The organism is Pseudomonas sp. SWRI51, assembly GCF_014268825.1.
GTDB lineage: Bacteria > Pseudomonadota > Gammaproteobacteria > Pseudomonadales > Pseudomonadaceae > Aquipseudomonas > Aquipseudomonas farsensis.
On sequence record NZ_JABWRG010000120.1, the window covers coordinates 1 to 13,853 of the forward strand.

Genomic DNA, 13,853 nt, shown 5'->3' on the forward strand with positions numbered 1-13,853 from the left:
GGGCTGCTTCGCAGCCCTTTCGCGACACAAGGCCGCTCCTACACAATCAAAAGCGACTTGCCCGAAACCATAGAATCCACCACAGGGTCTCAGTCAGGCTGTCTATCCCGGTCCGGCGCAGTTTACTTGTGGGAGCTGGCGACAGCCTGCGATGAGGCCGGAGCAGGCCTGCACAAGACTGTGCTCGCAAACTCGGCGTGGGAGCGGCGGCTCAAGTCAGCGGCGCAAGGGCTTGAGCAGGTCACCCAGGCCGTTATGGTCAATCTCGTGCATCAACGCCAACAACCCGCCCAGCTCACCGGGCGGGAAGCCTTTGCGCGCAAACCAGGCTAGGTAATCACCAGGCAGATCAGCGATCAACCGGCCCTGGTATTTGCCGAACGGCATGCTGCGGGTCACCAGTAGTTGCAGGGTCTCGGGTTTCATCGCGCCACCTGTAGCAAGTCATGCGCGGACCATACTGCAATCTGCACGAACGCCCAAGCGCAAATCATGCAGAACGCCAATGATGGCGATTTTGCATTCCGGCATAACTTATTGATTTTTAAAGATTACTTAATTCCGCTCGGCTTGGCACGAAGCCTGCTCTAGTACTAGGGACTTCCATCTGCCAAGGAGTTGTACCCATGAGCAATCCAAACAAAGACGTTATCGACGTACTGAATGACCTCATCGAATACAGCAAAGATGGCGAGAAGGGCTTCCGCACTTCTGCCGATGACGTCAAGAACCCACAGCTCAAGGCGTTCTTCGTACAGCGTGCCGGCGAATGCGCCAGCGCTGCGGCCGAACTGCAGAGCGAAGTGCGTCGTCTGGGCGGTGATCCGGAAACCAGCACCAGCATCAGCGGTGACCTGCACCGTGGCTGGGTCAACCTCAAGTCGATGCTGACCGGCAAGGATGAAGAGGCGGTGCTCAACGAAGTTGAGCGCGGTGAAGACCACGCCCTGAAAGCCTACAAGGAAGCCCGCGAGAAGCTGGTCAAGCTGGGCCGCGCTGCCACCGACCAGTCCTATAGCCTGGTCGAGAAACAACTGCAGGGCGTACAGCGCAACCATGATCAGGTCAAGGCGCTGCGCAACTCTGCTCGCGCCAGCTCTTAATCCTCGGGCCCCTCTACCCGGTTACGGCCACGCGCCTTGGCCCGGTAGAGGGCCTCATCCGCGGCGCCCAACAGCTGTGTCAGATCACGCTGGGTGCCGGGGATCTGCAGGCCAATCCCGACACTTACCGTAACGGCACGTTCGTCACCGGCAAACGGTGGCATGGCTTCGACACTGGCGCGGATACGCTCGGCCAGCATCAGGGCCCCGGCCAGATCGGTCTCCGGCAACACCACTTGGAATTCCTCCCCGCCATAGCGCGCCGCAAGGTCCGCCGGGCGCCGTATGCAGCGTTCGATGGTCTTGGCTACCTCGCGCAGCACATGGTCGCCGCCGGCATGCCCGTGGCGTTGATTGAACGCCTTGAACATATCCACATCGACCATCAGCACCGCCAGCGGCTTGCGATTGCGTTGGGCGCGCGCCCATTCCTGGCGCAGCATCTGGTCGAGGCGGCGGCGGTTGGCCAGGCCCGTCAGGCTATCGGTGGCGGCCAATGTCTCAAGCCCTTGCTCGGCTTCATGGCGGCGGCGCAGTTCGCGCCCCAGCAGCAACGTCAGCCACAGGATGCCGATGCACAGCACCCCAGTGGCGGCGCTGACCAGCAGCGCTGTGCGCTTCCACGGCTGGTACACCTCGTCGGCTGAATGCACCACCAGCACGATCAGCGGCAGGTCGCCGACCTTGGCGAAGGTGTAGATACGCTGGGTGCCGTAGGTTTGTGAATGGGCCGAGAAGCTGCCGGAGCGTTCAGTGAGGATGCGTTTGAAATTGGGCGTTGCGGAAAAATTGGTCCCGATCATCGGGTCCTGTGGGCGCGTGGGTTGGCGTGCCAGCAGTTGGCCGTCGGTATTGAGCAGGTTGATGCTGCTTTCTTCGCCGATATCCAGGCGCTGGAACAGCTGGTCGAAATAGGAAAGCCGCAAGGCGCCGGCTGCCAGCCCGATGAACTCGCCGTGCTGCCCGGAAATGCGCCGGCTGAAGCTGATACACCAGTCCAGGTCGCCCAGGCGTGCCTTGAACGGTGGGCCGATCACCAGGCCCAGGCCTGGGTTTTCGCGGTGCGCCTGAAACGGCGCGGTGTCGGCAAAGTTGGCTTGGCGCGGGACGGCGCTGGTGGAGTCGCCCACTACATCCCCTTTGGCGTTCAGCCAGAGAATGTCGCCACGTATCGGCGCGGAGAAGGCTTGGTTGAACAGGATCTGCTGGCGCAGGCTGGGTGGAACCTTCAACAGTTCCGGGTGCTCGACTGCCCAGATCACGCCCTTGAGCGATTGGTCGTACAGCTCGACGTTGCGCACGATGTCGCTTTCGATCAGCTGGACAATGTTGCGCGATGAGCGGATAGCCGACTGTTCGACGCTGTCGCGCTCACGCGCCAGCAGGAAGCCGACGATGCCCAGAATGGCGAGCACAGCGAGGCAACTGCCCAGGTTCAGGACCAGTTCAGGGTGCGACTTGTACAGGGCGGAACGCGGTGATCGGGTGATTGACGTCATGCTCGCTACTGCAAAGCCCCTGAATCCATGGGGGATGGGCCATTACGCGGCGGCAATATGATAGGGAAGGTGCGATTGTCGGACAAGAAATATACGAGACCGTCCGACGGAAATGCCCGGGGGGGCAGGTCAGTGGGCATGCCCTGCCATGGGGATCGATATCTGCGCGACTTTGGCTGAGCGTTGGAAGACGGGTTTTTTTGTGGTGAGCGGGCTTGTCCCGCGTTGGGCTGCGCAGCAGCCCTCAAACCTTCAGGGCTGCTGCGCAGCCCAACGCGGGACAAGCCCGCTCGCCACAACGAGATGTGTCTGGGCGCTGAATTGATCAGGTCAGAAGACGTTCACCGGATAATCCACGATCACCCGCACTTCGTCGTTGTCGTCTTGCTCCGAATAGCCCTGCCCGGCACGGTGGGTGGCGTAGCGCACCAGCACCGACAGGTCCTTGAAGTCGCCCTCCTGGAACACGTACTTCAGGTCCAGGTCGCGCTCCCAGTGCTTGGCGTTCTTGCCCTCGGGGTTGTAGTAGGCGTAGTGCGTGGTGTCCTGGGTGGCCTTGGTCAAGTCAGCTTCACCGCGCGAATACGAAACCGTGCCGCTCAGCCCAGGCACGCCGACGCCTGCGAAGTCATAGTCGTACTGCAGCTTCCACGAACGCTCGTTGGGGGCGTTGAAGTCCGAGTACATGCGCGAGTTGTCGAGGTAGATGCTGTCGCCCAGGTTGATGTAGTCGAACGGCGTGTTGCCATTGACCCGCTGGTAGGCGGCGGTGACGCTGTGGTAACCGGCAGCGACAGTGAAATGCACGCTGTAGGTGTTGTTGTCGATGCTGCCCAGCAGCGACTGGCCGGTGTCCTGGGTGTGATAGAAGTGCACGCCAGGGTTGAGGCTGACCAGGTCGTTGACCACGTAGGTGTAGTCGAAGTCAGCGTAATACTGGTTCCAGACATCCTTGAGTTCAGCGGCGTACAGGTTGGCGGTGATGTTCTCGGTGCCGCTCCACGAAGCGCCGGCCCAGTTCAGGTGCTTGCTCTTGTCACCGTCTTGCAGGGCGCCGTAGTAGGTATCGATGCGGCGGTGGCCACTCTGGTTGTACGGCTTGGTGAAGCTGACCTGGCCACCTTCGAGCATCAGCCCGTCGATGCTGGTGTTGCTCAGGGCAAAGCCGCGGAAGGTCTGCGGCAGCATGCGCGTCTCGCCACCGGCGATAACCGGGTTGGTAAGGAACAGGTCACCGGCCTTGAATTCGGTATCGAAGCCCTTGAGCTTGAGCGCCGCGCCTGCGGTCGAAAACGCCTGGCGCGATTTGTCGCCCGGCTCGCTGGGCAAAATGGAAGTACCCGCGCGGCCGTCGCCGCCGTCGAGCTTGAGCCCGACCATGGCGTGGGCATCCAGGCCAAAACCAATTACACCGGGCGTGTAGCCAGACTCGAAGCGCGCCACGGCGCCTTGGCCCCACTCGCGCTTGTCACGCACACCGGCGTTGCGCTCGTTGCGGTTGAAGTAGGCATTACGGAAATTCAGGTTGAGCGACGAGCCTTCGATAAAGCCATCAGCCTTGTCTTCATCGGCCTGTGCGGCGAAGGGGATCGTTGCGGTCAATGCAATGAATAGCGGGGTAAAACGAAACGCGTAAGGCACCGGGGACAAGCTCCTTTGGTCGGGCGGTGGGGCAGTTTTTATTGTCGTGTCTGCACAGTCTCCCTTAAAGAGACGCAGCAGCCGGGCTGATATTTTCGACACATAAAAAAAGCCGCTGATGCGCAGCGGCTTTGAAAGGCTAACATATCAACACAGGCAGTGCCCATGACGTAGCCGGAGGGAAAACTGGGTACCGAATCAAGCCCGATCAGCTCTCGGCGTTATCGTCGGCTTGAACTTTGGAAGCGGTCTGCTGTGCGTCTTTTGCCGCATCGCGCTGATGTGCGGCGAAGGCTTCACGGGCCTCTTGGTGAACAGCTGAAAGTTCGGCATTACGGGCGACGAAGGCCGGCGATTCTTCCGCCATGGCCAGGGGCGACAACAACAGGGACGACAGAACGAATACGCTGGCAACACCCATACTGTTGGACATTTTGAAGCTACCTTCTTGCGGGGCAAGTGCTAATGGAGACAGGGCTAAAGTTAGTCCTGTAATGGCCCTGGAAACAGGGGCCGTTGCGATAAGCACTCTTGCGCAAAAAGTAATGATTACAAGGCTAGCCGCCGCCTTGTTACGGCAAACCCGCGGGGTTGACGCTTGGCAGGTTCAACCCGAAGGTGTTGGCGCCCGCCTCGCTGCGCACAAAAACACTGCCGCCGTGCATCAGCGCAATGGCTTTGACGATTGCCAGGCCCAGCCCATGGTTGTTGCCGCCGCTGTTGGCCCGGGCTGCGTCCACCCGGTAGAACCGTTCGAACAACAGCGGCAGGTGCTCCTCGGCAATCGCAGGCCCTGGGTTGCTGACTGCGATACTCACCTGGCCCTCGTGGCTGTCGATGTGCACCGCAATGTGCCCGTGGGCGGCGGTGTGCTGCACGGCGTTGTGCAGCAGGTTGATCAAGGCCCGGCGCAGTTGGGCCTTTTCGATCAGGGCCTGGGCATCGCCGATGACGCTGACCTGTACCTGGGCATCCTCAAGGATGTAGTCGAGGTAATCGAGGGTGGTGGCGACTTCTTCGGCCAATGACGCGCAACTGAGCGCGGTGGCTTTGCTGCCCTGGTCGGCGCTGGCCAGAAACAACATGCCGTTGATGATGCTGCGCAGGCGCTCCAGCTCCTCAAGGTTCGATTGCAGCACCTCGAAGTAGTGTTCTGCGCTGCGCCCGCGTGTCAGTGCCACCTGGGTCTGGCCGATCAGGTTGGTCAGTGGCGAGCGCAGTTCGTGGGCCACATCGGCGTTGAACGCCTCCAGTTGCGAATAGGCCTGGCTGACCCGCTCCAGCGCGGTATTGAAAGCATCGGCAAAGCGCGCCAGCTCCGGGGGCAGGTTTCTGGTCAGCAGGCGCCCGTCCAGACGCGGCGGGGCGAGGGTCTGCGCTTCGTCAGACAACGCCAGCAACGGCTTGAGCCCGATGCGCGCCACCCAGTAGCTGAGCAAGGACGCCAGCAACACGCCCAGTGCCGCAAAGCCTACGATTGCCACCAGCAGGCTGTGCTGGGCCTGGGCGAAGGTTTCGGTGTCGATGGCGATCAGAAAGCGCAGCGGTGGGCGTTCGCCCAGTGCCGGCAGGTCGCTGACCAGTACCTTATACGGGTATGCCCGCTCAGGCAGGCGCAGGTCGCGCATGCCGGGCCCACTCTCGGCAAGCGCGCGAACCTGCTCGGTGGGGTGGCCGTATTCGAATGCCGGGTTGCTGCTCACTGCCCAGAAGCGGATACGCCGGTCTTCTTCGCTGAGCAGGTTGAGCTTGTTGTGCACCTTGGCCCAGTGCTCGGCGGTGCCGTAGCGCTTGAGGGTGGATTCGAGCACGCTGAAGCGGGCGTCCAGCTCGGCTGCGGGCAGCATGTCGAGGCTGCGGTCCACCTGGCGGTACAGCGCGCTGCCGATCAGCATGAACACCAGCAGTGCCACCAGGGTGAACAGCACGGACAGGCGCACGGCGATGGAGTTACGCAACATGGTCATATGCGTCAGGTAAGACGCTTTTGACTGTGTAGGAGCGGCCTTGTGTCGCGAAAGGGGCGCGCAGCGGCCCCGGTGATTTTGCATGCGGCCGAGATTTTGGGGCCGCTACGCGGCCCTTTCGCGACACAAGGCCGCTCCTACAGAGAGCGTGTTCGGTAATCATGCTCAGCAGCACGTGCAGGTCAGTCACGGTTTTCGAGGACATAGCCCATCCCCCGGATGGTGTGCAGCAATTTATTGTCGAACGGCCCATCGAGCTTGGCGCGCAGGCGTTTGATGGCGACTTCGACGACGTTGGCGTCGCTGTCGAAATTGATATCCCAGACCAGCTCGGCGATGGCGGTCTTGGACAGGATTTCGCCTTGGCGCTTTGCCAGCACGCTGAGCAGGGAGAATTCCTTGGCGGTCAGGTCCAGGCGCTGGCCGGCGCGGCTGGCTTTGCGCGCCAGCAGGTCGATGCGCAGGTCGGCCACCTGCACCTGCAAGGGTTCGTGGCTGGTGCTGCGGCGGGTCAGGGCCTGCAACCGGGCGACCAGTTCGAGAAACGAAAACGGCTTGCCGAGGTAATCGTCGGCACCTTCGCGCAGACCATGGATGCGGACCTCGACCCGTTCACGGGCGGTCAGCATGATCACCGGCGTCTGCTTGCGCGCCCGCAGCGCACGCAGCACGCCGTAGCCATCCAGGCCGGGCAGCATCACATCCAGCACGATTACCGCATAGTCGCCCTCAAGCGCCAGGTGCAGGCCATCGATGCCATCGCGTGCCAGGTCCACGGTGAAGCCTTGTTCACTGAGCCCGCGATGCAGGTAGTCGGCGGTTTTCTCTTCGTCTTCGATGATCAGCACACGCATGGTCTTGTCTCAACTGGCGGTCGGCGCGGCAGCGGCCTGGCGGCGGTGGAACAGGCGCTCCAGGGCCAAGTATATGACCGGGGTGGTGAACAGCGTCAGCGCCTGGCTCACCAGCAGCCCACCCACCACCGCGATGCCCAGCGGCTGGCGCAGTTCGGCGCCGGCGCCAAAGCCGAACATCAACGGCACCGCGCCGAGCAGCGCGGCGAGGGTGGTCATGATGATCGGGCGAAAGCGCACCAGGCATGCCTGGTGAATTGCCTGTTCCGGTGACAGACCATGCTGGCGCTGGGCATCGAGGGCAAAATCGATCAGCAGGATGCCGTTTTTCTTGACGATACCGATCAGCAGCACCACCCCGATCAGCCCCATGATGGTGAAGTCCTGGCCCATGGCCCACAGCAGCAACAGCGCGCCGAGGCCGGCCGAGGGCAGGGTGGAGATGATGGTCAGCGGGTGCACGAAGCTTTCGTAGAGCACACCGAGGATGATGTACACCGCCACCAGCGCTGCGAGAATCAGCCACGGCTGGCTCGACAGCGAGCTCTGGAAGGCTTGGGCGGCGCCCTGGAAGTTGCCGCTGATCGAATCGGGCATGCCCATTTCGCGCTGGGTGCGTTCCAGCAGCTGCACCGCATCGCCCAGCGCCACGCCGGGTGCCAGGTTGAACGACAGGTTGGCGGCCGGGAACAGCCCGTCATGGCTGATAGACAGCGGCCCGGTGCTGGGTGCGGCCACATGGGCCAGCGCCGACAACGGCACCATCTCGCCGGTCAGTGGCGAGCGCAGGTAGAAGAAACCGAGGCTTTCGGCCTTGCCCCGTTGCCGTGCGTCCAGCTCGAGGATCACCTTGTACTGGTTGGTATCGGTCTGGAATTCACTGATCTGCCGCTGGCCAAAGGCATCGTATAGCGCCTGGTCGACATCAGTGGTAGTCAGGCCGAAGCGCGCGGCGGCCTGGCGGTCGATGTCGATACGGGTGACGCTGGCGCCCAGTTGCAGGTCGTTGGACAGGTCGCGCAAGGCCGGGCTCTGGCGCAGGCGCTCGGTCAGGCGTTGGGTCCACAGGTTCAGCGCCACGCCGTCGTTGCTCTTGAGCACGTACTGGTATTGGGTACGCGAGGGGCCGGAGCTTAAGTTGATGTCCTGGCCTGCGCGCAGGTAAAGGACGATGCCGGGCACTGTGGCCAGCTTGCTGCGCATGCGGTCGATCCACTCGCTGGCCGACACATCGCGTTCGCCGCGTGGCTTGAGGGCGATCCAGAAGCGGCCGTTGGCGATGGTCTGGTTGCTGCCGGTGACCCCCACCGAATGCGAGAAGGCGCGCACCGCCGGGTCTGCTTCGATGATTTTGGCCAACGCCTGGTGTTTCTCGATCATGGCCGGGTACGACACATCGGCCGCAGCCTCGGTGGTGCCGAGGATGAAGCCTGTGTCCTGCAACGGGAAGAACCCTTTGGGGATGGCCACATAGCCCGCCACCGCCAGCGCCAAGGTGATGCCGAAGATGCCAAGGGTGATGCGCTGGTGCGCCAGCGCCCGGTTCAGGCCTTTTTCGTACCAGCGCACCAGGCGCGGGCCAACGCCATCCTGCGGGCCATGCTGCGGTTTGCCCATGAAAAACGCACTGAGGGTGGGCGCCAGGGTCAGCGACACCAGCACCGAAATCAGGATGGTCGCGGTGGCGGTGAGGGCGAACTCCTTGAATAACCGGCCTACCACGCCGCCCATGAACAGCAGCGGAATGAACGCGGCGACCAGCGAAAAGCTGATCGACACCACGGTGAAGCCAATCTCGCCGGCACCTTTGAGCGCGGCGGTGCGGCTGTCGTCGCCGGCTTCCAGGTGGCGGTGGATGTTCTCCACCACCACGATGGCGTCGTCCACCACAAACCCCACGGCAATGACGATGGCCACCAGGGTGAGGTTGTTGAGGCTGAAACCGAGCACGTACATCAGCGCGCAACTGGCAATCAGCGACACGCCGAGCACGCAGGAGACCACCAGGGTTGCCGACCACTGGCGCAGAAACAGCGCCATTACCCCGATGACCAGCGCCACGGCGATCAACAGCGTCAGTTCGACCTCGTGCAACGAGGCGCGGATGGTCTGGGTGCGGTCTTGCAGCACCGAAACCTCGATGGCCGCCGGCAGCATCTGCTGCAGCCTCGGCAGCGCGGCCATCACCCGGTCGACGGTATCGACGATGTTGGCCCCCGGTTGCCGGAAGATCACCAGGTTAAGCCCGGGTTGCTGGCCGGACCACGCCTTCACGTAGGCGTTTTCGGCACCGTTGATCACCTTGGCCACATCCGCCAGGTACACCGGTGCGCCGTCGCGGTAGCTGACGACCAGTTGCGCGTAGTCCTCGGGGTGGAACAGCTGGTCGTTGGCGGCCAGGGTCGACACGCTGTGCTCGCCGTACAGCGCGCCCTTGGCCAGGTTGAGGCTGGTCTGCTGGCTGGCCAGGCGGATGTCGGCCAGGGTCAGGCCGATGGCGGCGAGCTTTTCGGGTTGCGCCTGCACGCGGATCGCCGGGCGCAACTGGCCGGTGATGTTGATCAAGCCAACCCCGTCGATCTGGCTGAGCTGGCGTGCCAGCAGGGTTTCGGCGTAGTCGCTGAGCTGGTTGCCGGGCATCTGCGCGGAGCTGACCGTGAGGATCAGCACCGGGCTGTCGGCCGGGTTGACCTTGCGCCAGGCCGGCGGGTTGGGCAGGTCACGGGGCAGGCGCGCGGTGGCGGTATTGATCGCCGCCTGGACTTCCTGGGCGGCAGTGTCGATGCTCTTGTCGAGGGTGAACTGCAAGGTCAGGTTGGTCGAGCCCAGGGCGCTGCTGCTGGTCATCTGGGTCATGCCGGGGATGGCACTGAACTGCACTTCCAGCGGTGTCGCCACCGATGAGGCCATGGTTTCCGGGCTGGCACCGGGCAACTGGGCGGTCACCTGGATGGTCGGGAAGTCCGCCTCGGGCAAGGGCGCCACCGGCAGGCGAGGGAAAGCAATCGCGCCCAGCAGTACCAGGGCAAACGTCAGCAACAAGGTGGCGATGGGGTGGTCGATGCACCAGGCTGACAGGCCGTTGCGGGTGTTCATGGCTGAGCCCGTGGGGCGCTGTTGGCACCTGCCGGGCAGGGCTCGCTGGGCTCGACCAGGCTGCCAGGCTTAAGCCGGGACTGGCCGTCGAGCACCAGGCAATCACCGGCCTTCACGCCGTCGATGATGTTCAGGGTGCTGTCCTGGTACAGCACTTTTACCGGCACGCTGGTCACTTTGTCGCCGTCGAGGCGGTAGACGAAGTGCCCATCGATGCTGCGTTGCACCACAGGCGGCGGCACCACCAGGGCGTTGGCCTGCAGGGCGGTGCGCAGGCGCACGGTAACGAGCTGGCCGGGCCACAGGTGGCCGTCCTTGTTATCGAATTCGGCCTTTACTCGCACCGTGCCCGTGGTGGCGGAGACCTGATTGTCGATCAGCGTCAGGTGGCCTTTGCCGAGCAGGCTGCGCTCGCCGTCGGCGTCGATGAAGGCTTCAACCTCGGCGGGAGTGGCGCTGTCGAGCAGGGCGTGCAGCGTAGGCAGGTGTTGTTGGGCGAGGGCAAATTCCACTGCGATGGGGTTGATCTGGGTCACGCTGAACAGGCTGCGGGCATCGCTGCTGCGCACCAGGTTGCCGGGGTCGATGTTGCGGATGCCAACGCGGCCGCTCACCGGCGAGCGGATTTGCGTGTAGCCCAGTTGCACGGCGGCGTTGTCGATGGCGGCCTGGTCCCCTTTGAGGGTGGCCTGCAGCTGCTTGACCAAGGCCTGCTGCTGGTCAAGCGTCTGTTTGGAAACACCGTCGTCGGTGCTCAGCACCTGATAGCGGCGCAGGTTGACGTTGGCCACTTGCAGTTGCGCCTGGGTTTGGCCGAGCTGGGCGCGGGCCTGCTCAAGGCCTGCGCGCAATGCGCGGTCATCGAGGCTGGCGAGCAGGTCGCCCTGCTTGACGGCCTGGCCTTCCTTGACCAGCACCTGGGTCAGTACACCTTCGACCTGCGGGCGCACCTCGACGCTGTGCAGCGACAGTACCGAACCAATGGCGTCGAGGTGACGGGGGACGTCCTGGCGTACTACGCCGATCACCCGCACCGGTATTGCATTGGCCGCCATCTTGGGTGGCTGGTGGCCGAGCTTGGTGCTCAACCACCATGAGCCGGCGCACAGCCCGGCGATGATCAGCGCAAGCAACAGCAAAAGGGGCAGGCGTCGAGACATAGGTTGGGCCAATCACCGGCAGAGGAGAGGGTGTGTATAGCGTAGGCATCAGGTCGCCAGCGTGACCGCTGGCTGACAGCGTTGTCAGTTTCACTTTCGATAGCGTCAGAACAGGCAGCCTGACTCGTCTGTGTAGGAGCGGCCTTGTGTCGCGAAAGGGGTGCGTAGCAGCCCCGGCGATATTAGTTTGAAGCACGAATCGTGGGGGCGCTACGCACCCCTTTCGCGACACAAGGCCGCTCCTACAAGACCTCCGTTAAAACCCGATGAATGCGTAGTACAGCGGCGCTTCGGCGCTGACGTGCACCCCGTAAGGCTGTACCTGTGTGCTCAGCGCGGCGTCCTCGATGTGCAGCGCCCAGGCGCCTGCTGCATTCGTGGGCACTTCTTGCAAGCACCCCGCAAAAGCCTGCATGTCCGGCAGCCAGGCAGTAAAACCGTTGCCCTTGAGGGCGCTGGTGGTAATGCCCAACGCCTGGCAGATGGCAACCTTGCTGGCGATATCGTCGCGGTCGGCCTGGCGTGAGGCCTCGATCAACGCCTTGAGCTCGGCATCCTGCAACTGCCCGCCGACAATCAGCGCCGGGCCTTGCGCCCAGGCCTCGCTCGGGCAGTCCTTGGCCTCGGGACGCAGCGGCAGGTGTGGGTTGATCTCGGCCGGGTAGATGCGGCACACCAATGGGCGGTTGTCATAGATGAGGCAGCGGTCATCTGCGTCGAGGTTGCGACAGCGCCCTGGGTTGAAGGCCGCGAATGTTACCGACACGCGCAGTTCGCCGCTGCCGCAGGCTACCGGGTGGGAGCGGCGCAGCACGTGCTCGCGCTGCTCGGCCGGCATGCCTGGGCCTTCATTGATGAAACCTTCGACCAGCACGATGACCTGGCCGCCGGATTGCGCCCATTGGCGCGCTTCGGTGAGGGTCAGCGGAACATGATGGCCGGTGCAGCACTTGCCGCACCCGGTACAACTGAAACGAATGCTGGCGCTCACCGTTTGCCTGCGTCCCACTCACTGACGAAAGCCTGCTGGCGCTGGCGGTCGTACAGGCACAGCTCGGTGCCGGTGCGGTTGTTCATGTGTTTTTGCGGGTAGACGCCTTCGACCAGCAATGCGCTGTAGCCGACGCGGTCATCGAACTCGGCAGGTTTGCCCAAGGCGTGGGCGTTTTTGAACTGGCTGGCGCTGAGGCAGGCCTTGAGCATGTGCTGGCGCTGGTCGTTCCAGGCTTGGGTGCTGGAGGCGTGGGCTGCGCCACTGACCAGCGCACAGGCGGTCAGCAAGAAGGCGAGAGGTTTCATGGGCGGTGTGCCATTGAGCAGCGGAGGGGTGGAAATTATGCCCGAAGACGCCCCGACATCAAGCCGGGGAGTTTGTCGCCGGATATATCAGCGCTCGGCGAAGACCACTGCGCGGGCCGCCACCACCAGGCAGTCGGTCAGCTCTGGCGAGGAGAACTTGGTCAGGATGGCGTTGGCGCCGGCGGTCTTGGCCTTGTCGCTGCTCATGGTGCTGTCCAGCGAGGTGTGCAAAAGAATGTACAGGTGCTGGAAGTCCGGGGTTTCGCGCAGCGTGCGGGTAAAGGCGAAGCCGTCCATCTCGGACATTTCGATGTCGGAGACGAGGATGTTGATTTCGCGCTCGGTGCCTTGCAGGTCCAGCAGGACGTTGATCGCCTCTTTGGCGCTGCGCGCAGTGTGGCATTCGATGCCAAGGTGGCGCAGGGTGTGGATCGACTGTTGCAGCGCCACCTGGCTGTCGTCGACCACCAGAATATTGGCCGCGGCCAGCAGGCTTGCGTCTTCTTCGCTGAGTGCACCCGGCAGCACTTCGTGGGCCGGCGGGGTAATGCCGTGAATCACTTTTTCGATGTCCAGCACTTGCACCAGGGTGTTGTCGACCCGGGTCACGCCGGTGATGAACGAACGGTTGCCCGAGCCGAACGGGGGCGGTTTGATGTCGGTGCTCAGGCAATGAATGATGCGGCTGACGGCTTGCACATGCAGGCCTTGTCGCGAGCGGCTGATCTCGGTGACGATCAGGCAGCCGCCGTTGGGGTCGGCCAGGGGCTGTTCGCCGATGGCGCGGGACAGGTCGATGACCGACAGCGAGTTGCCGCGCAGGGTGGCCACGCCTTTTACGTGCGGGTGCGCTTCGGGCAGCTTGGTCAGTGGCGGGCAGGGGATGATTTCGCTGACCTTGAGCAAGTTGATTGCCATCAGCTTGCCGCTGCGCAGGGTGAAGAGCAGCAGGGACAACGCGTCCGCGCGGGCATTTTGCGTGGCCATGGGCGACCTTCGGTATGGAAATTACGGGGAGGATGCCGGGTTATCGGCCTGGGGGCGAGGGGCTTTAGCACGGTTTGTGTCAGATCATGTAAAGCGGGGCCGCTACGCGCCCCAATCGCAGGCTGTCGCCAGCTCCCACGCAGGCCCTGCTCAACCGCAACATTGCTGGATTGGACCCAATCCTGTGGGAAATGACAGAGAGTTGTGGCGAGCGGGCTTGTCCCGCGTTGGGCTGCGCAGCAGCCCT

12 protein-coding genes are annotated in these 13,853 nt (G+C 63.2%); 1 reads left to right on the forward strand and 11 read right to left on the reverse strand.

Translation table 11 applies throughout. The annotated features are described in order from the left end of the window. Nucleotides 1-216: 216 nt before the first annotated feature. On the reverse strand, nt 217-426 hold the full coding sequence (locus HU720_RS22080; RefSeq protein ID WP_186522901.1) for a DUF3820 family protein: 210 nt from the start codon (nt 424-426) through the stop codon (nt 217-219). A 200-nt stretch (nt 427-626) separates the two neighbouring features. Between HU720_RS22080 and HU720_RS22085 the strand changes: the two genes are divergently transcribed. Then, nucleotides 627-1,103 carry a PA2169 family four-helix-bundle protein gene (locus HU720_RS22085; RefSeq protein ID WP_186522903.1) on the forward strand — a complete coding sequence of 159 codons (477 nt, stop codon included), beginning with the start codon at nt 627-629 and terminating at the stop codon, nt 1,101-1,103. Here the strand turns inward: HU720_RS22085 and HU720_RS22090 are convergent. From HU720_RS22090 to HU720_RS22135, 10 genes are all read right to left on the reverse strand, one after another. After that, nucleotides 1,100-2,602, reverse strand: coding sequence for a sensor domain-containing diguanylate cyclase (locus HU720_RS22090; RefSeq protein ID WP_186522906.1), 1,503 nt, complete (start codon nt 2,600-2,602; stop codon nt 1,100-1,102). The two genes, HU720_RS22085 and HU720_RS22090, sit on opposite strands and share 4 nt — an antisense overlap. Nucleotides 2,603-2,932: 330 nt before the next feature. After that, nucleotides 2,933-4,243: an OprD family outer membrane porin gene (locus HU720_RS22095; protein ID WP_186522908.1), complete on the reverse strand. Its 1,311-nt coding sequence runs from the start codon at nt 4,241-4,243 to the stop codon at nt 2,933-2,935. Between the two features lie 208 nt (nt 4,244-4,451). Beyond that, nucleotides 4,452-4,676 carry a hypothetical protein gene (locus HU720_RS22100; RefSeq protein ID WP_186522910.1) on the reverse strand — a complete coding sequence of 75 codons (225 nt, stop codon included), beginning with the start codon at nt 4,674-4,676 and terminating at the stop codon, nt 4,452-4,454. A 139-nt stretch (nt 4,677-4,815) separates the two neighbouring features. After that, a complete protein-coding gene (locus HU720_RS22105) occupies nt 4,816-6,210 on the reverse strand; it encodes a heavy metal sensor histidine kinase (RefSeq protein ID WP_238337769.1) in 1,395 nt (464 codons plus the stop codon). A 182-nt stretch (nt 6,211-6,392) separates the two neighbouring features. After that, entirely contained in the window at nt 6,393-7,064 is a 672-nt protein-coding gene (locus tag HU720_RS22110) for a heavy metal response regulator transcription factor (RefSeq protein ID WP_186522913.1), read from the reverse strand. A 9-nt stretch (nt 7,065-7,073) separates the two neighbouring features. After that, the gene (locus tag HU720_RS22115) at nt 7,074-10,160 is read right to left on the reverse strand and encodes a multidrug efflux RND transporter permease subunit (protein WP_186522915.1); all 3,087 of its coding nucleotides are present in this window, start codon (nt 10,158-10,160) and stop codon (nt 7,074-7,076) included. Continuing rightward, on the reverse strand, nt 10,157-11,320 hold the full coding sequence (locus tag HU720_RS22120; protein ID WP_186522917.1) for an efflux RND transporter periplasmic adaptor subunit: 1,164 nt from the start codon (nt 11,318-11,320) through the stop codon (nt 10,157-10,159). Before HU720_RS22120 ends, HU720_RS22115 begins: the two co-directional genes overlap by 4 nt. Before the next feature lie 256 nt (nt 11,321-11,576). Continuing rightward, nucleotides 11,577-12,311 (reverse strand): YkgJ family cysteine cluster protein, encoded by a 735-nt coding sequence (locus tag HU720_RS22125; protein ID WP_186522919.1) that lies wholly within the window; start codon nt 12,309-12,311, stop codon nt 11,577-11,579. Further along, on the reverse strand, nt 12,308-12,619 hold the full coding sequence (locus HU720_RS22130) for a hypothetical protein (RefSeq protein ID WP_186522921.1): 312 nt from the start codon (nt 12,617-12,619) through the stop codon (nt 12,308-12,310). Before HU720_RS22130 ends, HU720_RS22125 begins: the two co-directional genes overlap by 4 nt. An 87-nt stretch (nt 12,620-12,706) precedes the next feature. Further along, nucleotides 12,707-13,606: a chemotaxis protein gene (locus HU720_RS22135; RefSeq protein WP_186522923.1), complete on the reverse strand. Its 900-nt coding sequence runs from the start codon at nt 13,604-13,606 to the stop codon at nt 12,707-12,709. Nucleotides 13,607-13,853: the final 247 nt, after the last annotated feature.

Bases quoted from the DNA above. Each gene is read 5' to 3' on its own strand.
- HU720_RS22080 (WP_186522901.1), bottom strand. From the start codon at position 426: ATGAAACCCGAGACCCTGCAACTACTGGTGACCCGCAGCATGCCGTTC.
- HU720_RS22085 (WP_186522903.1), top strand. From the start codon at position 627: ATGAGCAATCCAAACAAAGACGTTATCGACGTACTGAATGACCTCATC.
- HU720_RS22090 (WP_186522906.1), bottom strand. From the start codon at position 2,602: ATGACGTCAATCACCCGATCACCGCGTTCCGCCCTGTACAAGTCGCAC.
- HU720_RS22100 (WP_186522910.1), bottom strand. From the start codon at position 4,676: ATGTCCAACAGTATGGGTGTTGCCAGCGTATTCGTTCTGTCGTCCCTG.
- HU720_RS22105 (WP_238337769.1), bottom strand. From the start codon at position 6,210: ATGACCATGTTGCGTAACTCCATCGCCGTGCGCCTGTCCGTGCTGTTC.
- HU720_RS22110 (WP_186522913.1), bottom strand. From the start codon at position 7,064: ATGCGTGTGCTGATCATCGAAGACGAAGAGAAAACCGCCGACTACCTG.
- HU720_RS22115 (WP_186522915.1), bottom strand. From the start codon at position 10,160: ATGAACACCCGCAACGGCCTGTCAGCCTGGTGCATCGACCACCCCATC.
- HU720_RS22120 (WP_186522917.1), bottom strand. From the start codon at position 11,320: ATGTCTCGACGCCTGCCCCTTTTGCTGTTGCTTGCGCTGATCATCGCC.
- HU720_RS22130 (WP_186522921.1), bottom strand. From the start codon at position 12,619: ATGAAACCTCTCGCCTTCTTGCTGACCGCCTGTGCGCTGGTCAGTGGC.
- HU720_RS22135 (WP_186522923.1), bottom strand. From the start codon at position 13,606: ATGGCCACGCAAAATGCCCGCGCGGACGCGTTGTCCCTGCTGCTCTTC.